At 63.8% G+C, this 23,822-nt stretch carries 21 protein-coding genes and 1 tRNA gene; 16 read left to right on the top strand and 6 right to left on the bottom strand.

The annotated features are described in order from the left end of the window. Nucleotides 1-37: 37 nt before the first annotated feature. From ACQY5A_RS00955 to ACQY5A_RS00925, 7 genes are read left to right on the top strand one after another with little or no spacing between them, the layout of a single operon-like run. Nucleotides 38-901, top strand: coding sequence for a ParA family protein (locus ACQY5A_RS00955; RefSeq protein WP_428338491.1), 864 nt, complete (start codon nucleotides 38-40; stop codon nucleotides 899-901). Next, nucleotides 898-1,707 (top strand): segregation/condensation protein A, encoded by an 810-nt coding sequence (locus ACQY5A_RS00950; protein ID WP_428338490.1) that lies wholly within the window; start codon nucleotides 898-900, stop codon nucleotides 1,705-1,707. Before ACQY5A_RS00955 ends, ACQY5A_RS00950 begins: the two co-directional genes overlap by 4 nt. After that, nucleotides 1,704-2,456, top strand: a complete 753-nt coding sequence (gene scpB / locus ACQY5A_RS00945; protein WP_428338489.1) for an SMC-Scp complex subunit ScpB — start codon at nucleotides 1,704-1,706, stop codon at nucleotides 2,454-2,456. The genes ACQY5A_RS00950 and scpB overlap by 4 nt, the downstream gene beginning before the upstream one ends. After that, on the top strand, nucleotides 2,456-3,208 hold the full coding sequence (locus ACQY5A_RS00940; RefSeq protein ID WP_428338488.1) for a pseudouridine synthase: 753 nt from the start codon (nucleotides 2,456-2,458) through the stop codon (nucleotides 3,206-3,208). Before scpB ends, ACQY5A_RS00940 begins: the two co-directional genes overlap by 1 nt. Before the next feature lie 23 nt (nucleotides 3,209-3,231). After that, nucleotides 3,232-3,945, top strand: coding sequence for a (d)CMP kinase (gene cmk / locus ACQY5A_RS00935; RefSeq protein WP_428338486.1), 714 nt, complete (start codon nucleotides 3,232-3,234; stop codon nucleotides 3,943-3,945). Nucleotides 3,946-3,995: 50 nt separating this feature from the next. After that, nucleotides 3,996-5,399, top strand: a complete 1,404-nt coding sequence (gene der / locus ACQY5A_RS00930; RefSeq protein ID WP_428338511.1) for a ribosome biogenesis GTPase Der — start codon at nucleotides 3,996-3,998, stop codon at nucleotides 5,397-5,399. Between the two features lie 43 nt (nucleotides 5,400-5,442). Further along, nucleotides 5,443-6,225: a sulfite exporter TauE/SafE family protein gene (locus tag ACQY5A_RS00925; RefSeq protein WP_428338485.1), complete on the top strand. Its 783-nt coding sequence runs from the start codon at nucleotides 5,443-5,445 to the stop codon at nucleotides 6,223-6,225. A 4-nt stretch (nucleotides 6,226-6,229) separates the two neighbouring features. Here ACQY5A_RS00925 and ACQY5A_RS00920 read toward each other — a convergent pair whose 3' ends face one another. Further along, a complete protein-coding gene (locus tag ACQY5A_RS00920) occupies nucleotides 6,230-6,946 on the bottom strand; it encodes a DUF3060 domain-containing protein (protein ID WP_428338484.1) in 717 nt (238 codons plus the stop codon). 64 nt (nucleotides 6,947-7,010) lie between these two features. Here ACQY5A_RS00920 and ACQY5A_RS00915 point away from each other — a divergent pair, with 64 nt between their 5' ends. The 4 genes from ACQY5A_RS00915 (at nucleotide 7,011) to ACQY5A_RS00900 (ending at nucleotide 8,997) form a co-directional block, all read left to right on the top strand. Further along, on the top strand, nucleotides 7,011-8,030 hold the full coding sequence (locus ACQY5A_RS00915) for an NADP-dependent oxidoreductase (protein ID WP_428338483.1): 1,020 nt from the start codon (nucleotides 7,011-7,013) through the stop codon (nucleotides 8,028-8,030). 71 nt (nucleotides 8,031-8,101) lie between these two features. Continuing rightward, nucleotides 8,102-8,178, top strand: a tRNA-Pro gene (locus ACQY5A_RS00910). A gap of 236 nt (nucleotides 8,179-8,414) precedes the next feature. After that, a complete protein-coding gene (locus ACQY5A_RS00905) occupies nucleotides 8,415-8,696 on the top strand; it encodes a type II toxin-antitoxin system RelE/ParE family toxin (protein ID WP_428338482.1) in 282 nt (93 codons plus the stop codon). Nucleotides 8,697-8,709: 13 nt separating this feature from the next. Next, entirely contained in the window at nucleotides 8,710-8,997 is a 288-nt protein-coding gene (locus ACQY5A_RS00900; protein WP_428338481.1) for a HigA family addiction module antitoxin, read from the top strand. A gap of 175 nt (nucleotides 8,998-9,172) precedes the next feature. On the opposite strand, the gene ACQY5A_RS00895 is transcribed toward ACQY5A_RS00900, so the two are convergent. After that, a complete protein-coding gene (locus ACQY5A_RS00895; protein WP_428338479.1) occupies nucleotides 9,173-9,922 on the bottom strand; it encodes a PE-PPE domain-containing protein in 750 nt (249 codons plus the stop codon). A 358-nt stretch (nucleotides 9,923-10,280) separates the two neighbouring features. Here ACQY5A_RS00895 and ACQY5A_RS00890 point away from each other — a divergent pair, with 358 nt between their 5' ends. After that, a complete protein-coding gene (locus ACQY5A_RS00890) occupies nucleotides 10,281-10,679 on the top strand; it encodes a DUF732 domain-containing protein (protein WP_428338478.1) in 399 nt (132 codons plus the stop codon). A gap of 21 nt (nucleotides 10,680-10,700) precedes the next feature. Here the strand turns inward: ACQY5A_RS00890 and ACQY5A_RS00885 are convergent, their stop codons facing one another. The 3 genes from ACQY5A_RS00885 to ACQY5A_RS00875 all read right to left on the bottom strand — a co-directional run bounded on the left by ACQY5A_RS00885 (nucleotide 10,701) and on the right by ACQY5A_RS00875 (nucleotide 13,147). After that, nucleotides 10,701-11,183, bottom strand: coding sequence for a DUF732 domain-containing protein (locus ACQY5A_RS00885; protein WP_428338477.1), 483 nt, complete (start codon nucleotides 11,181-11,183; stop codon nucleotides 10,701-10,703). 106 nt (nucleotides 11,184-11,289) lie between these two features. Continuing rightward, on the bottom strand, nucleotides 11,290-11,739 hold the full coding sequence (locus ACQY5A_RS00880) for a universal stress protein (protein ID WP_428338476.1): 450 nt from the start codon (nucleotides 11,737-11,739) through the stop codon (nucleotides 11,290-11,292). Nucleotides 11,740-11,854: 115 nt separating this feature from the next. Next, nucleotides 11,855-13,147 (bottom strand): cation:proton antiporter, encoded by a 1,293-nt coding sequence (locus ACQY5A_RS00875; protein WP_428338475.1) that lies wholly within the window; start codon nucleotides 13,145-13,147, stop codon nucleotides 11,855-11,857. Nucleotides 13,148-13,261: 114 nt separating this feature from the next. Between ACQY5A_RS00875 and ACQY5A_RS00870 the strand changes: the two genes are divergently transcribed. The 4 genes from ACQY5A_RS00870 to ACQY5A_RS00855 are packed head-to-tail and all read left to right on the top strand — an operon-like array spanning nucleotide 13,262 to nucleotide 22,342. Then, nucleotides 13,262-15,031: an NAD(P)/FAD-dependent oxidoreductase gene (locus tag ACQY5A_RS00870; protein ID WP_428338474.1), complete on the top strand. Its 1,770-nt coding sequence runs from the start codon at nucleotides 13,262-13,264 to the stop codon at nucleotides 15,029-15,031. A gap of 56 nt (nucleotides 15,032-15,087) precedes the next feature. Next, nucleotides 15,088-20,655 carry a type I polyketide synthase gene (locus ACQY5A_RS00865; RefSeq protein ID WP_428338472.1) on the top strand — a complete coding sequence of 1,856 codons (5,568 nt, stop codon included), beginning with the start codon at nucleotides 15,088-15,090 and terminating at the stop codon, nucleotides 20,653-20,655. Then, nucleotides 20,652-21,488: an ABC transporter ATP-binding protein gene (locus ACQY5A_RS00860; RefSeq protein WP_428338471.1), complete on the top strand. Its 837-nt coding sequence runs from the start codon at nucleotides 20,652-20,654 to the stop codon at nucleotides 21,486-21,488. Before ACQY5A_RS00865 ends, ACQY5A_RS00860 begins: the two co-directional genes overlap by 4 nt. A 29-nt stretch (nucleotides 21,489-21,517) precedes the next feature. After that, nucleotides 21,518-22,342, top strand: coding sequence for an ABC transporter permease (locus ACQY5A_RS00855; RefSeq protein WP_428338469.1), 825 nt, complete (start codon nucleotides 21,518-21,520; stop codon nucleotides 22,340-22,342). Here the strand turns inward: ACQY5A_RS00855 and ACQY5A_RS00850 are convergent, their stop codons facing one another. Further along, complete coding sequence (locus tag ACQY5A_RS00850; protein WP_428338468.1) at nucleotides 22,343-23,593, bottom strand: FAD-dependent oxidoreductase; 1,251 nt, start codon at nucleotides 23,591-23,593, stop codon at nucleotides 22,343-22,345. Nucleotides 23,594-23,822: the final 229 nt, after the last annotated feature.

Genomic DNA, 23,822 nt, shown 5'->3' with positions numbered 1-23,822 from the left:
CGCTGTGGCGACCCGTGCTGCCGAACTGCAGCCGGGTATGAGAGACGACGCCGACAGCGGCCTCGAAGTCGGCCTGACCGGGCGCCCTTCGCGGGCGATCCCCGAACCCAAGCCGCGCACCTCGCACGGGCCGGCCAAGGTCGTGGCGATGTGCAACCAGAAGGGCGGCGTCGGAAAGACCACGTCGACGATCAACCTGGGTGCCGCGCTCGCCGAATGCGGCCGCCGGGTGTTGTTGGTGGACCTCGACCCCCAGGGCGCATTGTCCGCGGGCCTGGGTGTGCCGCACTACGAGCTGGAACACACCATCCACAACTTGTTGGTCGAGCCGCGGGTGTCCTTGGACCACGTATTGATGCACACCCGGGTCAAAAATCTGGACCTGGTGCCCAGCAACATCGACCTGTCCGCGGCGGAGATCCAACTGGTCAACGAGGTGGGCCGCGAGCAGACGTTGGCTCGCGCGCTACACCCGGTGCTGGACCGCTACGACTATGTCCTGATCGACTGTCAGCCGTCGCTGGGTCTGCTCACCGTCAACGGGCTGGCCTGCTCCGACGGCGTCATCATCCCGACCGAATGCGAGTTCTTCTCGCTGCGCGGGCTGGCGTTGCTGACCGACACCGTCGAGAAGGTACGCGACCGACTCAACCCGAAACTGGACATCAGCGGCATCCTGATCACGCGTTACGACACGCGAACGGTGAACTCGCGGGAGGTGATGGCTCGCGTCGTGGAGCGGTTCGGCGATCTGGTGTTCGACACCGTCATCACCCGCACTGTTCGCTTTCCGGAGACCAGCGTCGCCGGCGAACCGATCACCTCCTGGGCCCCGAGATCGGGCGGCGCGACCGCCTACCGCGCGCTGGCCCGCGAGGTGATCGACCGGTTCGGCGCGTGAACGCTCGCACGACCTGCGAAGAACCACCCCAGAAAGGCTTCCAGGTCAGGCTGACCAATTTCGAGGGGCCGTTCGACTTACTGCTGCAGCTGATCTTCGCCCACCGCCTTGATGTGACCGAGGTGGCGCTGCACCAGGTCACCGATGATTTCATCGCCTACACCCGCGCTATCGGGTCCGAGCTGGGACTCGAGGAGACCACCGCATTCCTCGTCGTCGCCGCGACTCTGCTCGACCTCAAAGCCGCCCGGTTGCTCCCGTCCGGACGGGTCGCCGACGAGGAGGATCTTGCGCTGCTGGAGGTCCGCGACCTGCTGTTCGCCCGGTTGCTCCAGTACCGGGCGTTCAAGCACGTCGCTCTGATGTTCGCCGAGCTGGAAGCCGCCGCGCTGCGGAGCTATCCACGCGCGGTGGCCCTGGAAGACCAGTTCGCCCAGCTGCTGCCCGAAGTGATGCTGGGAGTGGACGCACACGCCTTCGCGGAGATTGCCGCGACCGCCTTCACCCCACGGCCGGTGCCGACGGTCGACACCGAACATCTGCACCAGGTGTATGTGTCGGTTCCAGAGCAAGCCAAGCGGCTGCTGTGGTTCCTGGAGCAGCGTGGGATGGGGCAGTGGGCATCGTTTTCCGACCTCGTCGCCGAATGCGAGCCCATCGAGATCGTCGGCCGCTTCCTGGCGCTGCTCGAGCTGTATCGCTCCCGGGCGGTAGCATTTGACCAGTCAGAACCGCTTGGTGTGCTCCAGGTTTCGTGGACCGGAGAACGGCCACCCAGTGCAGAATTGCGGGACGAGTACTCATGAGCCAACCGTTCGATGCCGATGTGAGCATCGACGTGTCGGAAACCGACCTGCCCGTCGACGCATCCGAGCTCGACTCCGATGTCAATCTGGGCATCGACGTCGCGACGGCACCTGAGCTCGAGGACGGCGAGCTGGGGTCTGCGTTGGAGGCCCTGCTGTTCGTGGTCGACACCCCGGTCACCGTGGAGGCGCTCGCCGCTGCCACCGAACAGCCGGCCTATCGGGTGGCCGCCAAGTTGGGCGTGATGGCCGACGAGCTCACCGCCCAGGACAGCGGGATCGACCTGCGTGAGGCCGGCGGGGGGTGGCGGCTCTACACCCGGGCCCGATTCGCGCCCTATGTGGAGCGACTGCTGCTGGACGGGTCCCGCTCGAAGCTCACCCGGGCCGCCTTGGAGACGTTGGCGGTGGTGGCTTACCGGCAGCCGGTGACGCGAGCGCGGGTGAGCGCGGTCCGTGGTGTCAACGTCGACGCAGTGATGCGCACCCTGCTGGCGCGTGGGCTGATCACCGAGGCCGGCACCGACAGCGACACCGGCGCGGTGACGTTCGCCACCACGGAGCTTTTCCTGGAACGCCTCGGGCTGACGTCGCTGACGGATCTGCCGGATATCGCGCCGCTGCTCCCCGATGTCGACACCATCGACGACCTCAGCGAATCCCTGGACGTGGAGCCACGTTTCATGAAGCTCTCCGGTGGCTCGGTCGCCAACGACCCGCCGTTGTCGTTCGACGTGGATCACGACTGATGGCCGCCGCCAATGAGCCCGATGGTGTTCGCCTGCAGAAAGTGTTGTCGCAGGCCGGAATTGCGTCCCGGCGGGTTGCTGAGCGGATGATCATCGATGGCCGCGTGCAAATCGACGGCCAGGTTGTGACCGAGCTAGGCACCCGGGTCGACACCGATGCGTCCGAGATCCGCGTTGACGGTGCGCGGGTGATCCTGGACGAGTCGCTGGTCTACCTGGCGCTGAACAAGCCGCTCGGCATGCATTCGACGATGTCGGACGATCGCGGCCGACCGTGCATCGGCGACCTGGTCGAGCATCGGGTGCGGGGCAATAAGAAGCTGTTCCACGTCGGGCGCCTCGACGCCGAAACCGAAGGCCTGATCCTGCTGACCAACGACGGCGAATTGGCGCACCGCCTGATGCACCCGTCCTACGAAATACCCAAGACCTATCTGGCCACCGTGAACGGGGCGGTACCTCGCGGGCTCGGCAAGAAGTTGCGCGCCGGAATCGAATTGGACGACGGGCCGATCGCTGTCGACGATTTCGCGGTGGTCGATGCCATCCCTGGTAAATCGCTGATCCGGGTCACGCTTCACGAGGGGCGTAAACGGATCGTGCGCCGGATGTTGGCCGCCGTCGGCTTCCCGGTGCAGACCCTGGTCCGCACCGACCTCGGCGCGGTGACGCTAGGGGAGCAGCGCCCGGGCAGCATTCGGGCGTTGCGCCGCAGTGAGATCGGCGAACTGTACAAAGCGGTGGGGCTGTGAGTGGAACGAGCGGAACGAACGCAGTGAGCGACGGGAGTGACGCGGACTATTCGGTACTGAGTGTTGTTGTCGCCGTCGACGGTCCGGCCGGCACCGGAAAGTCCTCGGTATCACGAGGATTGGCGCGCTCACTGCATGCCCGCTACCTCGACACCGGCGCGATGTACCGCATCGCCACCCTGGCCGTGCTGCGCGCCGGAGTCGACCTGAGCGATCAGGCCGCCGTGCAGGCGGCCGCGGCGGTCGCGAACCTCACGGTGGGCCATGACCCCGACGCGGACCGCAGTTTGCTTGACGGCGAAGATGTTTCGTCGGAGATCCGCGGGGACGAAGTCACGAAGGCCGTCTCGGCCGTGTCGTCGGTTGCCACGGTCCGCTCCCGGCTGGTCGACCTGCAGCGCAGACTGGCCGCCGGGCCGGGCAGCGTCGTGGTCGAAGGCCGTGACATCGGCACCGTGGTCCTGCCGGAAGCCGACGTCAAAGTCTTTCTGACCGCGTCGGCCGAAACGCGCGCCCGTCGTCGCAACGACCAGAACGTCGCCGCCGGCCTGCCCGACCGCTACGACAGCGTGCTCGCCGATGTGCGTCGCCGCGATCACCTGGACTCGACCCGCGCGGTATCGCCGCTGCGTGCTGCCGCGGACGCGGTGGTCGTCGATACCAGCGAGATGACCGAGTCCGAAGTGATCGACCACCTCTTCGGTTTGGTCACGCATACAAGCGGGGCAACCCGGTGAGCGACGACGGCAACGATGTTGCCGGCGGCGCCCGACTCGGAGCGGCATCAATAACTCACGACGGCACCTGGGCCGACGAAAGTGATTGGGAGTCAACCGAGTTCATCGAATCACTTGACGACGAGGCCAGCGGTCCGCCACCTGTGGTGGCGATAGTCGGCCGGCCTAACGTCGGAAAGTCGACGTTGGTCAACCGAATACTGGGCCGGCGCGAAGCCGTGGTCCAGGATGTGCCCGGGGTGACCCGTGACCGCGTCTCCTACGACGCGTTGTGGACCGGCCGCCGCTTCGTGGTGCAGGACACCGGGGGGTGGGAGCCCGACGCCAAGGGCTTGCAGCGACTGGTGGCCGAGCAGGCCGCAGTGGCCATGCGCACCGCCGATGCGATCATCTTGGTGGTGGATGCCGTCGTCGGCGCGACGGCGGGTGACGAGGCCGCCGCGCGCATCTTGCGTCGCTCGGGCAAGCCAGTGTTCCTGGCCGCCAACAAAGTCGACAGCGAAAAGGGCGAATCCGACGCGACCGCATTGTGGTCACTCGGTGTCGGGGAGCCCTATCCGGTCAGCGCGATACACGGCCGCGGGGTGGCCGATCTGCTGGACGCACTCGTCAGCGTGCTGCCCGAGGTCGCGGAATTGGCCTCCAGCCACGGCGGTCCGCGGCGGGTGGCGCTCGTCGGCAAGCCCAACGTCGGCAAGAGCTCGCTGCTGAACCGGCTGGCCGGCGATGAGCGTTCGGTGGTGCACGACGTCGCCGGGACAACCGTGGATCCGGTGGACTCGCTGATCGAATTGGACGGCAAGATCTGGCGTTTCATCGACACTGCGGGTCTGCGCCGCAAGGTCGGCCAGGCCAGTGGCCACGAGTTCTACGCCTCGGTCCGCACGCACGGCGCGATCGACGCCGCCGAGGTGGTCATTGTGTTGATCGACGGTTCGGTGCCGTTGACCGAGCAGGACCAGCGGGTGCTGTCCATGGTCGTCGAGTCCGGGCGAGCGCTGGTTCTGGCGTACAACAAATGGGACCTGGTCGACGAGGAACGTCGCTATCAGTTGGACAACGAGATCGACCGCGAGCTCGTACAACTGCGGTGGGCGGAGCGGGTCAACATCTCCGCCAAGACCGGCCGGGCGGTGCAGAAGTTGGTACCGGCGCTGGAGAACGCGCTGGCGTCGTGGGATGCCCGCATCGGAACCGGCCGGTTGAACACCTGGATCAAAGAGGTTGTCGCCGCGACTCCGCCGCCCGTTCGAGGCGGCAAACAGCCGCGGATCCTGTTCGCCACGCAGGCCGCCGCGCGACCGCCGACCTTCGTGCTGTTCACCAGCGGCTTCCTGGAGGCTGGCTATCGCCGATTCCTGGAGCGACGGCTGCGCGAGACGTTCGGCTTCCAAGGCAGCCCGATCCGCATCAATGTGCGAGTGCGCGAAAAGCGGAAACCCCGGTCCCACTGACGGCGAATCCGGTGCCGAAACCACAGCGGCTAGGGTCTTTTCGGTGTCCTCGTCTCACGCGATCCTGATCGTCTTCGCCGGTTTGGGCGCGGGCGCTATCAACGCCGTCGTCGGCTCCGGGACGCTGATCACCTTCCCGACCCTGGTCGCGATGGGCTATCCACCGGTGACCGCGACGATGTCGAATGCGGTGGGCCTGGTGGCGGGCAGCGTGTCGGGCACCTGGGGTTACCGCCGAGAACTGCGCGGTCAGTGGGACCGGTTGCGCTGGCAGATTCCCGCATCGATTTTGGGCGCCGCTGCGGGCGCCTGGCTGCTGCTGCATCTGCCCGACAAGGTCTTCGCTCGAGTAGTTCCGGTGCTGCTGATTGCGGCCTTGGCGTTGGTGGTGGTCGGCCCGCGGATTCAGACCTGGGCGCGGCGCCGGGCCGAGGACTCTGGACGATCTGCCGACGAGGTGTCACCGCGCCGGATGGCCGCGTTGGTGGCGAGCACCTTCGCGATCGGTGTCTACGGCGGCTACTTCACTGCGGCGCAGGGAATCATGCTCGTCGGCGCGATGGGCGCGCTGCTGCCCGAATCGGTGCAGCGCACCAACGCCGCCAAGAACTTACTGGCGTTACTCGTCAATATCGTTGCGGCACTGGCCTATACATTGGTGGCGTTCGACCGGGTCAGTTGGCCGGTGGCCGGCCTCATCGCGGGCGGCTCCCTGATCGGCGGCTGGCTGGGTGCACACTACGGCCGCCGCCTATCACCGACTGCGTTGCGCGCCACGATCGTCGTGGTCGGCCTGATAGGCCTCTACCGGCTACTGGCGGCGTAGCGGCTCAGCCTTTGTGGACGACGTTGCCCAGCCCAGAATTTCCGACCGTCGGAGATCCGGTGTGGTAGGTGACCTGGTTACCGGAGCCTGAGGCTTGGATTGTATCGGCTGAATCAACGGTGATCTGGTTTTGGATACCGGACGCAGTCACGCGCGCGCAATGGCCGGTGATCACGACGTTGTTGGTGATTCCGCTGACGCTGACGCTGCCCCCATTGCAGGCGATCGTCCGGACTTCGCTGATGCCGGAGACGGTGACGTTGTCACCCGACGCCACGGACGAAGTCGTTGGCGCGGCCCCGGGCGTCTGGGGCATCGTCCCGGACGGGGCGGGGTTGACCGAGGGGAAACTCGGAATGGGGAACATGGAGGGCAGGCCGCTGCGCGAAACCTGATGTGCGCCAAAGGCAAAGATGCCTATCGGCAGGGCGATCATGCCGAAGACGAAGACCGCGATGGCGATCCAGAGAATTCGAACCTGGGAGCGCTTGGGCGGGCTCGAGAAGGAGTCGTTGTAGGGCAGCGGCGGCAGTGGCGAAAACGGGGGACTGGACATTGGCGGCGGCACAGGGGCATCGGACATCGGCGGCGCGGGAGGACTGGATGGCGGCGCCCATTTACCCGGTGGCGAATTCGTTCCGCCTTCGGAAGCGCGCGCCGCGTCGGCGAGTGGCTGCTCCAGTTCCCGGATACGAGCTTCCGGATCATCCTCGGATTTCATCTACCGATGCTCGCATACCGAGAACACGGCTACCAGGCCATTCGCATTCGGTAGTTTCTGGATCGTGCCCGACTTAGCGAACCGCCAGATCCTGCTGCGCCGCCGTCCTCATGGGTTGGTCCAGCCCGGGGACACCGAACTGGTGACCACGCCGGCGCCTGAGCCGGCCGAGGGTGAGGCGTTGGTCCGCACCACCTACGTCGGCCTCGACGCCGCGGTGCGGACCTGGCTCAACGACCAGCAGGGCTACCTTCCGCCGGTGCAGTTGGGTGAGGTGATCCGAGCGGCCGGCATCGGCGAGGTGGTGTCGTCACGGTGTGACGCGTATGCGGTCGGTGACGTGATCACTACGCTGACCGGATTTCAGGAGTACGTGCTCATCCGCGACGACGTATTCAGCACACCGATCCCGGGGGAAAGCGATCAGCTCGCGATCATGTCGGTCTATGGCCCAACCGGCGCGACGGCCTACATCGGGATGACCGACGTCGGCAAGCCGAAAGCCGGCGACACCGTTGTCGTGTCCGCCGCCGCAGGCGCCACCGGATCGATCGCGGGGCAGATCGCGAAGATCGCCGGCGCGCGCGTGGTAGGCATCGCCGGCGGCCCGGAGAAATGCCGGGCGGTGGTCGAGGACTTCGGCTTCGACGCCTGCATCGACTACAAGAACGACGACCTCTCGACTGCGCTCAAACAGCACTGCCCGGATCGGGTGAACGTCTTCTTCGACAATGTTGGTGGGCCCATCCTCGACGCGGTGCTCGGCCGGTTGGCCATGAACGCCCGGGTGGTGCTGTGCGGGATCATCTCCAGCTACCTCAGCGGCGATCATCCCGGACCGGGCAATTACGTGAATCTGCTGTCCAAGACCGCGACCATGCAGGGGTTCAACGCGCTCGATCAGTGGGGCCGGTTCGACGAGGCCTCGGCGGCGCTTCGTGAGTGGGGGCACGAGGGCCGAATCAACGCCCGCCAGACCATCTTTGAGGGCATCGAGTCTTGCGTCGACGCGCTGAACGGACTGTTCACCGGTGCAAACATCGGCAAGATGCTGGTCAAATTGAGCGAGCCGACGGCGCTCTGACGGCTTGGGTTGGGGCGGGCCCTGCCGTCTACGGTAGGCTCTGTCCCTGCTGCCGGTGACGCCACCGGCACCGGGCTGTGGCGCAGTTTGGTAGCGCACTTGACTGGGGGTCAAGTGGTCGCAGGTTCAAATCCTGTCAGCCCGACCAAGAAAAGGTATTCTGAGCTGGAATTTCTTAACTCGCTGCGTAGCACGGATGTTCTACAGATCTAAAATTGTCACAGATCGTCACAGGAGAATGTCGGTGACACCGCACGCGTATGCGAGTTGATCACTCGTTGGCGCGTGACCGCGGCGGAGCAAAGCTAGCACTTTGTGCACACTTTTGGCATACGCTTGCTAGTAACGCTTGGCGTTAATAACGGATCACGTTACTATCAGTGAGTGATCCGCTCGTTCCGGGACAAGGACACAGAGGCAGTCTTGCGCCGCCGTTACGTCAAGAAGCTGAGCCCGGAGCTCAGCAAGCTCACGTACAACAAACTTGTTCTCATCAACGCCGCCGAGAGCATTAACGACCTGCGCGTGCCACCAGGCAACCGCCTGGAGAAGTTGAGCGGCGGTCGCGCCGGCCAGTACAGCGTCCGCGTCAACGACCAGTGGCGCATCTGCTTCACCTGGAGCACAGCTGGCGCCGGAAACGTAGAACTCGTTGACTACCACTAGAACGGAGAAACCGATGGCAGACTTCGCACCCACCCACCCCGGCGAGATCCTTCTCGCGGAGTTCCTTGAGCCGATGGGTATCTCGCAGTACCGGATCGCGAAGGCGATTGATGTCCCAGCGCGGCGTATCAACGAAATCGTTCACGGCAAGCGACGCATCAGCGCCGACACCGCATTGCGACTCTCGCGTGCCTTCGGACTAGGTGACATGTTCTGGATCAACATGCAGGCCCATTACGACGCCGAAATCGCTCGCGAACACCTCGCAACGCAACTGAACGCCATAGACCGCATTGCATGACTCAACTCCCATGCTACTGGCGCAGATTCGAATCCTGCCAGCGCGTTGCGCCCGAAATATCGTGACTTGAAGCCACGTTGACTGCACCGAATCACGTTTGTTGGCTGTGCAAAGCCAACACCAGACATGACCCTATCGGAGAAGCAAGGTCTGTTGGCCCCGAGGCGGGAGTCCGCTAGCGTTTCCGGACTTGTTCGCCGGTCGATGCGGCCAACTGTTCGGGTGTTGGCGCCGGTCGGTCGTATGCGGCGTCGATGAGCGGACGCTGTTGTGCATCAAGCTGATCGGCCATGGCGCCGGCACCGAATAATCGCCCGGGGCTATTGATAGGCAGGTGTTGGGTTGGAATCAGCGATGCCGTGATGTTGCCTCGAGTGGTCACCAGATTGGCCGGATCGTCGATGCGGGCATCGATGTAATCGTGAATGGTGGCTGCGCCCATTTCCGCGTTGTGCATCGCGAGTTCGTAGTTGGCGGAGGTCTTTCTGGTCGGTTTATCGCTCCACCCGTCGTATTCGCGGACGACCAAATTCACCGGGTTGGCGATGTCGGCTGGGATCCCGCGGTGGGCGGCAACTAGCTCGTCGTTCCGCGCGAATGTGTCGCCTAGCAACACAAATCGGACTCCGGGTGGGGGTATGTGTTGAGCGAGGTAGAGCGAGATCACCTGCGATCCGAGGCTGAACCCGAGCACTGTGTCCCCAGCGTGTAACGGCGCGTTGGCTATTGCTACTGATCCTGCTTCGTTGTGCAGGCCGTCGGCCGGGTACGGCACCTTGACACACGGGCACAGGGTGCCGCCGAGCTGCTTTTGGGTAACGGACATCGACATCCCGGCGTCGCCGTCGAAGTCGAAAGGTTCCACGGTGTAGGTAACAGGGGAGGCCCTTGCGGCGTTGCGATCTATCTCTGGCACCTTCGGCATGGCCTTCCGGCTCCCTGCGGAACACCCCCCACCAAGGATCAGGACGGCTGCGAGTGCCACACCGGCCTGCGCCCCACTTCGCTGCGGTGTAATCAGCGCCATTCGCGTTACTTTACCGAATGCGTTTCTCCCGTTTTGGCAGCAACAACATGGACGAACTGGGCGAGCTGCGCCGAGTCGGTGGCCGCTGCCGCGGATTATCCGGCCGCGGCACATCCGCTCATGGCGCTCGCCGACGACCGACGCCATGTGATGATGTCGGTCGGCGGCGTGGCCGGATTCGGTCGCAGGTTCACACAGAAGGATTGATCGCCATGAACTACGAATCGGTTGACGGCGCCTCAGACATCGTGGCCTGGTGACTGCCGTGCGTACCGGCAGCGCGAACCTTGCCCCCGCTCTTTTTGGCGCCTCGGTAGTGCTGACAGCCGCAATCGTGTGCACGGTCCCGGCCAGCGCGGACCCAAGCCAGCAGCAGGATCAGTTTTTGGCGCTGCTCGCACAAGAACAGATTCCGCCCACCGGCGACGGTGAGGTGCCAGGTGTCATCCTCCGAGCCCACCATGTTTGTGACGAACTCAATCGCGGCACCCCGATGGACGCCCTGGTAAACGAGGAGATGGACCGTGGGTATGCGGAAAATCCGCGCTTACACCTGCTGGCCGACCGCGTGAGGAGAACCGTGATCAGATTCCTCACCGCATCAGTGACCGTGTACTGCCCACGCCATCAGGGCGAGCTTCCGCCGTATGAGTAAGTCACTGACTGCCGGCTACCGCTACCCGACTCCTGGGGTGATGACCGGAAAGTCGACAGTTGGCGACTGCTGCTGCGGTGCCGGGGTCCGCGCGATCGGTTGGCCCATGTGCTGGGGGCAGTACGCGCTCGCCGCGATCATGGTGAACTGCGCGGCGCCGTCGGGGTTGAATCCGGGATTGCTCGCCGACACGCCCTTGATGACGCCGGCTTGCGGGTTGCCCTGGTCCATCAGTGCGCATGCCTTTTTGGCGACCGCGACGGCGACATTCGGGTCCTGGAACGTGATACCGGCCATGGTCAGCGCAGCCAAGAAACTCGCGTCGGCTCCCGAACTGCCCGGATCCGCTTGTCCCGGCGCGGCCATCCCCAGCACGGCGGCCATGCTGGCAAGCACGACAAGAAATCGCATGGCGTCATCCTCGTACACATCGACGCCGTTGTCTCGCGCGATGCAGGCGATCCCGAGCTGATGGATGCGCCGGGAAAGTCTCGTCAGCTGCATCGATCGACATCAATAGTTGTGCGCAGCGGCCGATTTGGACGCGTTGCGCCGGAATCTGTTCAACGTTTGGCAACTCCGATGACGGCTGACCGCCACGTGGAGTTCTCTACTTCGTGTCGACGACCAACACTTCCGCCTTTGCGCGGTGACGAATGGCGCGTGGAACCGACCCGATCAGACGCCCGACCACCGAGTTGTATCCGACACTGCCGACCACGATGAGATCAGCACCGGCGCTGTCAGCCAGCTTCAGCAGTGCATCCACCGGGGCGCCTTCGATCGCTTTTTCCTCGACGTCACGCGCACCGGCCTCCTTGGCTCTGGCGCTTGCGTCACGCAGCATCGCGTACACAGGTGCATTTCCTTGGGTCCGGTATCCCTCACCCGAGGCTTGGTCGGGATCGACACCACCCGATTGCGAGCCCGCGTCCTGAAATGCCGATGCCACAATCAATTTCGCGCCATGCTTTGCGGCCAAGGCTGCTGCCTCGTCGACCGCACGAAGCGACGTTTCCGATCCATCGGTACCAACCAGGACGACCTTGTACTCGGTCACGCTCTGCTCCCATCGACAGTGATGCGCCGCGCCCGCCTATTGCAGACCCATGCCTATCACAAATTTGGAACAACTGTTCACTGAATGCCTGAGATACCGGCAGGCAGAGCGCATGTCACGGGGTTGCGGGAGCGACGTTCTCCTCGCGGACAGGTTCGGGCAGGTCGTTCTCCAGGGTCTCGCGGTGCCGTCCGTAGACCCACTCGAACACGGGCGTGGCCATCAGTGTGGTGACGACCGCAACCAGGACGAGGATTGTGAAGAGCGTAGGCGTGATGATGCCGGCCTGAAGTCCGATGTTGAGCAGGATGAGTTCGATGAGGCCGCGCGCATTCATCAACGCACCAAGCGCGACAGACTCGCGGAAGGGAACCTTTCTCAGCCGCGCCGCCAGCGAGCACGCAATTCCTTTGCCGGCAATCGAGATGACGAGAATTCCGAGCGTCACCGCCCATAGTTTCGGGCTGTTCAACAAACCGATCTGGGTGTTGAGCCCCGAATAGACGAAGAACAGCGGAAGTAGAAACGTGGTGACGAGCGGCTCGAGGTTGGCGGTCAAGCGCTTCGCGAAGAAGCCGGACGGCATGGCGACGCCAAGGATGAATGCGCCGAAGATGGCGTAGATGCCGACGGCGTCGGTGAACCATGCGCACGCCATCAGCAGTATCAAGACGGTGCTCAGCACCGGTGCGGTGATCTCATTGTGGCGTTCGGATATCGTCCCGAGTCCGCGCAAGACTCTTCGCCCAATCGTCAGCAGCAACAACGTGTAGACGATTCCGCCGATGATCGCCGTGGCGGCAACAGCGATGCTGCCCCGATGTATGGCGAGTACCGTCGCCAGAATGCACCAGGACAGCGCATCATCGCTCGCGCCGCACGCCAATGCCAGTGTCCCCAAAGGGGTTCCGGATAGTCGACGTTCGTAGATGATGCGAGCCAGCATGGGAAACGCGGTCGTCGCGATCGACGCACCGAGAAACATCATCGCCATCAGCAGCGTGACGCTCTTGTCGAAGTAGATTCCGCTGGCCAGCAGAGGCGCGGCGATCAATGCACCCAGAGCCAGGGGCGTGATGATGCCCGCCGCGGAGACTGCGGCCGCGGTGCCGATCCGATGCTTGATGAGGTTGACGTCGAAGTTCAGGCCGATCAGAAACATGTAGAGCACCAGGCCGATCTGGGCCGCGGTATAGAGCACAACGTTTGCCGGTCCCGGCGGGAAAAGGTGGTGTTGGACATCGGGAGCGAGCCGGCCCAGCAGCGAGGGCCCAAGCAGGACACCGGCAACCATCTCACCGACGACTTGCGGCTGACCGAGGCGTTGCGACGCCAGACCAACGACCCGGCACGCGAGTAGAATCGCGGCCAGTTCCAGGAAGAAATGAACGGCAGTCGATGCGGGCATTTTCTACGTCCTCGGGTTTGCCTGACTCGTCTTTTCTCCGCTTGCCAGATAACGGGGTTAGTGTAGCTTCTTAAATGTTAAGTAACTGTCCTATCCGAACAGCGGGAGGGACTCGTGGACGTACACACGCAGCTGTCACAACTGAGCCCGGAGGCACGGGCGGCGTTGGTGCAGAAGATCAAGATGCGCCTGGTAGAGGACGACAGCACCCAGGCGGATCACGATGTTGCCATCATCGGTGGTGGAGTCGCGGCGCTCACTCTCGCGCTCGAGCTCAGCCGCACGCGGCCTGACACCCGAGTCCTCATCATCGAGCCGCACGCTCACCCTGTGGAAGAGACCACCCACACGGTCGGCGAGTCGACCGTCGAGATTGCCGCGCAGTACCTGCGCGATCGGCTCGAATTGGCCGACCACTTGAACACCTCGCAGCTCCGCAAAATGGGACTGCGAATGTTCTTCTCGCACAATGGAAATGTCGACATCGCCCAACGAATAGAACTCGGCAGCTCCTGTTTCTCGCCACAGGTCACCTATCAAATCGACCGCGGCAGGCTGGAAAACGAGCTCAACCGACGGTGCCTGTCGGAAGGCGTCGAAATCACTGCTGGCCGAGTCACATCCGTCGAGCTCGGCGACGGGGATCATCCGCATACTCTTTCTGTTCAGCAGGGTGACGCCACAAGTTCCACCACGACACGTTGGGTAATCGACGCGTCGGGACGCAACCGAACCCTGCCCCGCCAGCTAGACCTCAAACGTCCGAACGAGCACCATTGCAATGCCGTCTGGCTGCGCGTTGCGACCGAGATCGACATCGGCCAGTGGAGCGATGACCCGGCGTGGCAGGCGCGCCTGATCGAAGGCGACCGGGCAATGTCCACCAATCACTTGATGGGCGAGGGGTACTGGGTGTGGTTGATCCGACTCGCGTCCGGAGTTACCAGTGTCGGGATTGTCGCCGACCCCGCTTTCCATGCCTTCAACGGTTTCAACACTCTCGATAAGGCTAAATCGTGGCTTACTGCACATGAGCCGCAATTCGCCGCGGTTCTGGCGCAGCACGAGCATCTGATCAAGGATTTCAGGGTAATGAAGAAGTACAGTCATGGCGTCACCAAAGTGTTTGACGCACAGAGCCGTTGGTGCCTGACGGGTGACTCCGGCGTCTTCCTCGACCCGCTGTACTCGTCTGGGCTGGACCTCGTGGCAATCGGCAATGGTCTCATCACCGACATGATCACCCGCGAACTCGACGGCGAAAATGTCATCGCACGCGCTGGTATCAACGACTCGCTGTTTCGGTCGCTCACCGACATGTGGCTCAACATTTACCGCGACCAATACAAACTGATGGGCTCACCCGCTGTCATGACGGCGAAGGTGATCTGGGACATCGCGTTCTACTGGGGTTTCCTGGGTCTGATGTACAGCAACGGCCGATTCGTCAGTGTTGCCGACGATCCCACGGTGGTCCCACACCTCGAAGGCCTCATCGAGCTCAGTAACCGCATGCAGCTGTTCTTCCGCGAATGGGCGGCTATCGAGAACGTGCTTCCGTCTTCGCAGTTCGTTGATATGTATGCGACTCACAACTTCATGGTGACGTTGCACACCGCGATGATGGGGGAAGCCTCGGACTTCGCGGCACAATTCGATGCCAATGTCCAGCTACTACGCCGGCTGGCGGGACAGCTGATCGACACCATCCACTCGGAAAAGTCTCACGCATTCTCTGACGACGATGTCGTGCAGCAGGTCCAAGCCTGGCAGCGTGACGCTTTCCTGCGGGAACTCCGGTCCACCTACCGCCGGGGGCAAGGCGCCGACCCGCTCAGCCAGAAATGGATTGTCCTGACCGCGCCCGCACTCGAATTCAGTTGAATCGAAAGCGGATCCGCTGCGGGCGTCATGCCAATCCAGGTTGTTAGGTCTCCACGATGAATGCGCTTGCCGAGCACGGCACCAACAAGCCCCTCGCGATCGTCGGGATCGGCTGTCACTTTCCAGGTGGCGCCCACACCCCGGACCTTTACTGGGACTTGATGCGCAGTGGCACGGACGCGACGCGCGAAGTGCCCGAAACACGCTGGAACGCCGACAAGTACCATGACCCGAACCCGACGAAGGTCGGAAAGATGGTCACCCGTCGCGGCGGGTTCCTCAGCGAGATCGACCAATTCGACCCTCAATTTTTCGGCATCTCTCCTCGAGAAGCGAACGTGGTCGATCCTCAGCAGCGCCTCCTGTTGCGGACCACCTGGGAGGCACTGGAAGACGGCGGAATCTCTGCAGAGAGTCTGGCCGGCACGGATGTCGGAGTGTTCGTCGGCGGGTTCACCCTCGACTATCAGCTCCTTCAGAATAAGGGACGCACCAGCCGTTACAGCTTCAAGACTCATTCTGCCACCGGGATGATGATGACGATGCTGGCGAACCGGATCTCGTTCGCCTTCGACTTCCGCGGTCCCAGCATGACCATCGACACCGCGTGTTCAAGCTCGCTGGTCGCGGTACACCTTGCGGCACTGAGCATTTGGAATGGCGAATGCGACCTGGCGCTCGCCGGTGGTGTCAACATCATGATCGGACCCAACACGGCGATCGCGGAATCCAAGAGCGGGTTCCTGGCGCCGGACGGCCGATGCAAGGCCTTCGATCAATCCGCCGACGGGTACGCCCGCGGCGAGGGTGGCGCGGTCGTCGTCATCAAGCCCCTGGACCAGGCGCTGCGCGACGGTGACGACATTTATGCGCAGATCCTGGGGTCGGCGGTGTCCCAGGACGGGCGCACCGACGGCATCACGGTTCCGAGGGCGCAAGCCCAAGAAGTCGCCATCACGACCGCCCTACGACGAGCCGGGCTGCACCCCAACGATGTTGGCTACGTGGAGGCACACGGCACCGGCACTCCTGTCGGGGACCCGATCGAGGTGAGGGCTCTCGCGAACGCACTCGCCGCGGAACGCCCGGCGACGAGTCCGCTGTTGATCGGGTCGGTGAAAACCAACATCGGACACCTCGAAGCCGGCGCAGGCGTAGCCGGACTGATCAAGGCAGCGTTGGTGCTCAAAAACGGCTACATCCCGCCGAACTTGCATCTCGACAATCCCAGCGACCAAATCCCGCTGGGCGAGTTGGGAATCGACATTCCACGTGCCGGACGCCCGTTTCCGGGTGGCAAGCGGCGGGTGGCAGGCGTCAACTCGTTCGGCTTCGGCGGCACCAATGCCCACGTCGTGCTCGCGGAGCCCCCCGGCTCGCTCAGCGTCAACGGCTCGGGCCATGCCCACCAGCCGCCGCTGGTGGTCCTACCGATCTCGGCGCGCACCGAGGACGCCCTCGTGGCCTCGGCCCGCCAGCTGGCTGAACACGTAAGTGCGCACGACGATCTCAGACTGCTCGATCTCGGGTACACCCTCAGCCGCCGCCGCTCGCACCTGAATTATCGCCGGACCCTGGTCGCGGACAGCATTGGCGATGCCCGGCAACAACTTCAAGCCCTCGCCGACGGCGGGCAGATCTCTGCGACCCGCACCGGCCCGGCGGCGCCGAAGGTGGCGTTCGTCTGCACCGGGATGGGGCCGCAATGGTGGAAGATGTGTCGGGGTCTGCTGGATGTCTATCCCGCGTTCACCGAGAGCATTCGGCGAAGCGATCGCGCGCTGGCCCGCTACACGGACTGGTCGTTGATCAGCGAGCTTCGCGCCGGTGAAAACCGTTCCCGGATGAGCGAAACCGAGGTCGCACAACCCGCGAACTTCGCGATCCAGGTAGCGCTCGCCGAGCAGCTGAAGCAGTTCGGGATCACGCCGGACGCGGTGATCGGCCACAGCGCCGGCGAAGTGGCCGCCCACTACCTCGCGGGCATCCTCACATTCGAGCAGGCGATTCAGGTGATCTACCACCGGAGTCGCCTGCAGCAGCGCACCAGCGGACTGGGCCGCATGCTCGCAGTCGGTCTCAGCGCCGATGCTTTCATGCAGAAACTCGATGCCGGCACGCGCGATGCGATCGGACGGCGGGTGTCGATCGCAGCGATCAACGGCCCGTCAACGGTCACCGTTGCCGGCGACAGCGACGTCCTCGACGACATCGCCCGACAACTCGACGAGCACGCGATCTTCAACCGCTTTCTCAATGGGAAAGTCCCGTATCACACCCATTACATGGACACCATCAAAGAAGATCTGCTCGAAGCGTTCGGGGGGTTGACTCCCGGTTCGGCGACCATCCCGCTGTACTCGACAGTGACCGGCGAGCAACTGGAAGGCTATGCCGACGGTGCCGCCTACTGGTGGCAAAATGCCCGTGCCACCGTTCTTTTCGAGCCTGCGACCCGGCGATTGCTCGATGACGGATACACACACTTCGTCGAACTGGGCCCACACCCGGTTCTGGCAGCGTCACTGTTCGAGATCGCCGCGGCTCAAGAAACCGAAACCGTTGTGCTGGCAACCCAGCGCCGCAACGAGGACGACGGCCGCACCCTGATGAATTGTGTTGGCGCACTGCACTGTCACGGCCATCCGATCGCATGGGACGCGTTGTACCCGACAGAGACCGCCCGACTCGTGAAACTTCCGCTGTACCCGTGGCAGTCCAAGCGCTACTGGAACGAAACCCAGGAGGCGGCCGAGGATCTGCATTACAAGCCGGTGCATCCGCTGCTGGGGCAGCCAGTGAGCGGTGTCCACCCGACCTGGGAAGTCGAGTTGAGCATCACCACCATCCCGTTCCTTGCTGATCATCAGGTGCAGGGAAGCACGCTGGTGCCCGGAGCGGTGTACATCGAAATGGCCTTGGCGGCAGCCAACCTCACCTACGGGTCCACCGATTACAGTGTGGACAATCTGGCCCTTCGGCGAGCGGTCATCCTCGACGACACATGCGATCCCGTGCTGCGGACCACCCTCAACCGCGACACCGGAACCTTGGAATTCGCCTCGCTCACCGCAACCGCCGGAGGCGACGTCAAGTGGACGATCACAGCGACCGCAGAACTCAACACACTCCTGCAGCCGGCTGATGGCGCCAAGACGCCCCGCCACGGGAAGTCCGTCGCTACCATCGACCACGACGAGTTCTACACCCGCGCCCGCGCCGTCGGCTTCGACTACGGCGACGCATTCCAGTCCGTCACCGGTATCAGGTCCGGTGACGGCTGGGCGACGGCAGACATCGCCACCCCGGTGCAGATCGCAGGCGACATCGATCACTACCGATTCCACCCGGCCCTGATCGACGGTGCCTTCCAAACACTGATCGGCACAACCCTTCTCGAACTCAACACCGACGAGGACGCCTACCTCCCCGTCCGAATCCGACGCAGCGCCATCTATCGCGCGCCCGAAGACCAGATGACTGCCCAGATCGCTGTGGTGTCGGCGACCAAGGATGAGATCGAAAGCGACATCACGCTCATCGGGAGCGACGGAGATTTGCTGGCCGTATTCACCGGTTTCACCCTGCAGGCGCTGAGCGCGTCATCGCGCATGTCACCCGAACGGATAGACAAGGGCCTGTACGAGATCGAGTGGATCGCACGCGACGAGGTCGGTGATGATTCGGGCGGGGCAGCGACGTCACCGGACAGTCTGTCCTGGCTGATTTTCCTCGACACCGACGGCGTCGGGACAACACTCGCAGACCAACTCCGCCGCAGCGGGCACCGCGTACGGGTGGTGCTGCGCCAGCCCGTCGGCGCGCTGACGAAGGTCGATGGTGGTTACGCGCTGAATCCGCAGCAGCCCGAGCAACTGCATCAGCTGATCGCGGCGCACCTCGAATCCGACGGTGATCTAGCCGGCATCATCAACTGTTGGCCGTTGGACATCGCCGCCGAACCCGGTGGCCATCACGCGGACAGCGCCGGTGAAATGAATGACTATCTTGGTGTTTTCACCATTCTTCATCTCGCGAAAGCCTTCGCCGAGCACGACGCCACACTGGCGCGGCTTTACGTGCTCACCTCCAACGCGCAACCCGCCTCCGGAACCGAGCGGCTTGCCGTCGAACAGGCCGCAGTCTGGGGCCTTGGTCGGGTGTTCGGCCAACAGGAGTTCGCCGACCGATGGGGCGGGCTGATCGACATCGACGACGCCGATGATCGCACAACGACCGCGTCGCGCATCTGCGATCATATTCTCGCCGAGAGCACCGAGGATCAGATCGCCATCCGGGGCGACACGGTGTTGGTTCCTCGTCTTCGCCAAGTTACGGGCCTGAGGCAAGCCTTCCCGACCAAGCTCACCCCCGACGCGACCTACGTCGTAACGGGCGGTGGGGGAGCCCTCGGTCGCATTGTGGCCACGTATCTGGCCGAACGCGGCGCACGCCACATTGCGCTGCTATCCCGCAGCGAGGTCCCGCCGAGAGACCAATGGCCACTGCTTCCCGATGACCACCGGCACCACGCGACCATTACCACGATCCGAAAGATCGAGCACCTCGGTGCGCGAGTCACCACCGCCAGTGTCGACATCACCGACGCCGACGAGGTGACCGGCTGGCTCAACAATCACCTCGACAACGGGGGCCGGCCGATACGCGGAATCATCCACGCCGCAGGCACTGTCGGTGACCGTCTCCTGGTGAATATGACCGAAGACGATTTCACCACGGTGATGGCACCGAAAGTCACGGGCGCCCGTGTGCTGCACAATGCATTTCACGGAAGCGATCTGGAGTTCTTTGTCATGTTCGGCTCGGCCGGGTCGGTCATCGCATCGCCTGGCCAAGGCAACTACGCCGCCGCCAACGCGGTCTTGGATGCTTTCGCGCACTACCGACAGGCACAGGGCTTGCCGGCCCTCACCATTGGTTGGGGCCCATGGTCAGTGGGGATGGTCGAAGAACTCAAGCTGGAGAAGATCTACGCGCAAAGGGGGATCGAGCTCATCACCCCTGCGGCGGGCACCCGGATCCTCGATCGACTCATCAACGAGAAACGCGCCAACGTCATCGCGATCAGCGCCGACTGGGCGCAGGCACGCCGCGCCGGGATCGGCGGTCAGGTTCCCCCGATGTTCTCCGAGCTGGGCGCGGCCGAGACATCCTCCGAGGCAGTCGATTCGGAGTCGTCGATACTCGAATTCCTGTCAGCATGCCCAGCAGCCAACCGGTTCGAGCTGGTGGCCAGCCATGTCCAGCAAGTCGCCGCCGCGGTGTTCGAGATCGCGGCCGCCGACATCGGACCCGACGACGGTCTCGACGACATCGGCATGGACTCGCTGATGGCAATGGATTTCAGGCTCAGGGTCAATGCGATGTTCGCGATCGACCTGCCCTTGCTGGAGCTACTTCGCGGCGTAAGTGTCAATTCGCTGGCCGACCGGATCCTGGCCGACCTGCACCTGGCGGACGCGGGCCCGCCGGCGGTGGCCGATGAGGTGTCAGCGGGCGGCGCACCCGATGACCATGTCGACCGGTTGATCGAGCAGTTGTCCGAAGCCGAGCTGCGCGAGGTGTTGGCTGAACTCGAGAGCCAAGGCGAGGCACACGCGTGAATTCCGCAGTGCAGGTTCGTGGTCTGTCCAAGTCCTACGGGCAGCTGCAGGCGGTGCGGGATATCGACCTCGATGTCGGGTACGGCGAGGTATTCGCGATCCTCGGGCCCAACGGGGCAGGCAAGTCGACAACTATCGAGATTCTCGAGGGCCACCGCAAACGTGACTCCGGACATCTCAGTGTGCTGGGCGAAGATCCCGGCACCGCGGGCCGGAGCTGGCGCGCGAAAATCGGCATCGTGCTCCAAGAGGTCAGCGACGCCGGGATGCTGACGGTCTCCGAAACTGTCGGCATGTTCGCGAAATGCTATGGCGCGGCACGTGTCCCCGATGAGGCGCTCGAACTGGTCGGGCTCGGCTCGGTGTCTGAGTCGAAAGTCAGGACGCTCTCTGGGGGACAGCGTCGCCGGCTCGATGTCGCTCTCGGCATCATCAACCTCCCAGAGCTGCTTTTTCTCGACGAACCGACCACCGGGTTCGATCCCGAAGCACGACTTCGGTTTTGGGACCTCATCCGGTTGTTGGCCAACGCCGGCACCACGATCCTGCTGACCACCCATTATCTGGAGGAAGCGGCGGCGCTGGCAGACCGTGTCGCCGTCATCACCGGCGGACAGGTGGTGGCGGTCGACTCGCCGCAGAATTTGATCCACTACGTGAGCACCGCTGCCACAGTTCGGTGGAGGACGGGAGACCATCAGCATGAGGTCGAAACCGAGCAACCCACCGATCTGATCAGAAACTGTTCAGCCGATGGCGCCGAGATGGCTGAACTGACCGTTTCTCGGCCCACGCTCGAAGACGCCTACCTGCAGTTGATCGGCTCGAGCTGATGCACGCCGACCACACGGCTGATACCGAAGTGAAACAACGAGTGACCGAGGCTCAGCCTGCGCTACCGTCGTCGCTGCGAATCGGATTGTCGCGCGTCATCCCTGAGCTGAAGATGTTCTACCGCCGGCCGGAGCAGATGGTGCTGACATTCTCGTTGCCGGCCGTCATCTGCGTCCTGCTCGGTTCGATCTTCTCCACCAAACTGCCCCACGCCGAAACTAGTACCGGCGCTGTGATCGCGGCGAGCATGCTTGCCTACGGCATTCTTTCGACGTCGTTCATCAACTTGGGCATCAGCATCGCCGGCGACCGCGACACCGGTGCGCTGCGGCGTCTCCGCGGGACACCAACCACGGCGACGTCATACTTCATCGGAAAGATTTGTCTCGTCGCGATCGTCAGCCTTGCCGAGGCGGTCATCCTGGTGTCGGTCGGACTGCTTTTCTTCGAACTACGGTTACCGGCAACCATTTTCGGGTGGTTCACCCTGACCTGGGTGTTTCTTCTCGGCACCGTCAGCTGCTCGCTTCTTGGCATCTTCATCAGCAATTTCGCCAGTAACGCGGTCGCGGCCGCCGTCGTCACCAACGGCCCGGCGGTCGGCTTACAGTTCGTATCAGGCACTTACGTGCCGCTGATCGTGTTGCCGACCTGGATGTTGGTCGTCGGTTCTGTCTTTCCGGTCAAGTGGATGGCGCAAGGGTTTCGGTCGGTGCTGCTGCCGCCGAAAATGGCCGCGTTCGAACCGGCCGGCAGCTGGGAACTTTGGCACATATTCCTGGTACTCACCGCATGGGCGATCGGCGGCATAGCCGCCTGCCTCGCTGTGTTCCGGTGGTCGGATAAGGACTGATCAGGAACGGGTCCGCAAAATCTCTTCTGCTGTGCGCCGCCCGCTCACGAGCGCTCCCTGTATCGACGCGGTGTCGCGGTGGTCGCCGCACCACCAGAGCCCATCGCTGACGGCCACCGGCTGGCGTAGCCGCAGTGGGGCCGGCTGGGCCGGTAGAGCGTGCCGAATAATGCTTCGTGTCAACAGCTTCCACGATCCGCCGTCGGCGCCCATGATGTCAGCGGCATGGCGCCGGGTCACACTGTCTGGCGGCGCTGCACCACCGGTGTCCAGCAGCGCGGACGCGGCAATGAGATGCTGCCCCGCAGGGGCATAGCCGGGTGCGGCGGCGCTGATGACCGCGGTGTTGAGCACCGGTCCGGGCGGGTCGCGCCGGGCGTCGACCCACAGCATCGGTCGCGCCGCCGGCGCCTCATCGGTGGCCCACCAGTCCGTGACGACGCCGTGGGTGGGTGGGGGAGTCGAACCGGTCAACGTCGCTGCCGTGGTGGGATCGGTTGCCACCACGACGTCGTCCGCACGGACGCTGGCGTCCGGTCCTGACACGTGCCACGTCGCTCCGTCGCGCACGATGCGAGTCGCCCCGTGATTCAGGGTGATCAGCCCGCTGAGTGGCCTGGCCATCAGCCGCGGAAGTGATTGCATGCCAGCGGCGGGCAGTGCGGGCACTCCGAGCAGAAACGCCCGCGCCAGCAGCAGAGCGAACGCGTTGGAGCTGCAACCGGTGTCCTCGAGAAGAACTCCGGCCAGGAAGCGGTCGATCACACGGCGCAGCTCACCGCTGACACCCTTGTTGTTCAGTGCCGATTTCAGTGTGATGTCCTCGTCCACATGCGATTTGAGGGCACCGGGTCGCAGTGCCGGAAGGGCCCACCGCGCTACCGCGACGATATCGGCTGGCCGAATAACACCTGACGCCAACATCTTCGGCATCAGCTTGGGCTCGCGCAGTGGGTGAGCCAGGACAGCTGAGGTGGACTGGCGCCGCACCGCGACCCCCGCACCGAACGGTTGCAGATCGAGCGCGGTGATGTCGACAGCGTGCGGCAGCTCCGGGTAGGCCGGGTTCAAGACCTGAAAGCCACGATCACAGAGGAAACCGTCGAACACATCGGTGCGCACGCGGCCCCCGACGTCATCGTTTTGTTCCCAGACGCGAACGTCACGGCCCGCAGCCGCCAACACGCCGGCGCACCGCAGCCCGGCCAACCCGGCGCCGATCACCAACACCTCAACACCGTTACCAATCACAGCCCACCCACCCTTCTCGCCGCCCGACACTGACATTGCCTTGATCACCGACGCCAAAACCACCGAGGGTCGATCCGGCGGGCTTGGATTCCGGGAAAAAAGGGAAACCGTCGTCGATTCGCTGAACGACGCTCGGGCCAGAGGCTGATCTTGGCGGTTGCAATCAAGTGTCTTCCGACAAAAGCTGGCACTCTGGGCAGAATGACGCTAACCCGTCACAGGTCGAAAG

Source organism: Mycobacterium sp. (assembly GCF_965277065.1).
Classification (GTDB): Bacteria; Actinomycetota; Actinomycetes; order Mycobacteriales; family Mycobacteriaceae; genus Mycobacterium.
This window is presented reverse-complemented; position numbering and strand designations above follow the sequence as displayed.

Excerpts from the sequence above, each read along its gene's own strand:
- ACQY5A_RS00955 (WP_428338491.1), top strand. The coding sequence starts at position 38 with ATGAGAGACGACGCCGACAGCGGCCTCGAAGTCGGCCTGACCGGGCGC.
- scpB (WP_428338489.1), top strand. The coding sequence starts at position 1,704 with ATGAGCCAACCGTTCGATGCCGATGTGAGCATCGACGTGTCGGAAACC.
- ACQY5A_RS00940 (WP_428338488.1), top strand. The coding sequence starts at position 2,456 with ATGGCCGCCGCCAATGAGCCCGATGGTGTTCGCCTGCAGAAAGTGTTG.
- ACQY5A_RS00920 (WP_428338484.1), bottom strand. The coding sequence starts at position 6,946 with ATGAAATCCGAGGATGATCCGGAAGCTCGTATCCGGGAACTGGAGCAG.
- ACQY5A_RS00900 (WP_428338481.1), top strand. The coding sequence starts at position 8,710 with ATGGCAGACTTCGCACCCACCCACCCCGGCGAGATCCTTCTCGCGGAG.
- ACQY5A_RS00895 (WP_428338479.1), bottom strand. The coding sequence starts at position 9,922 with ATGCCGAAGGTGCCAGAGATAGATCGCAACGCCGCAAGGGCCTCCCCT.
- ACQY5A_RS00885 (WP_428338477.1), bottom strand. The coding sequence starts at position 11,183 with ATGCAGCTGACGAGACTTTCCCGGCGCATCCATCAGCTCGGGATCGCC.
- ACQY5A_RS00875 (WP_428338475.1), bottom strand. The coding sequence starts at position 13,147 with ATGCCCGCATCGACTGCCGTTCATTTCTTCCTGGAACTGGCCGCGATT.
- ACQY5A_RS00865 (WP_428338472.1), top strand. The coding sequence starts at position 15,088 with ATGAATGCGCTTGCCGAGCACGGCACCAACAAGCCCCTCGCGATCGTC.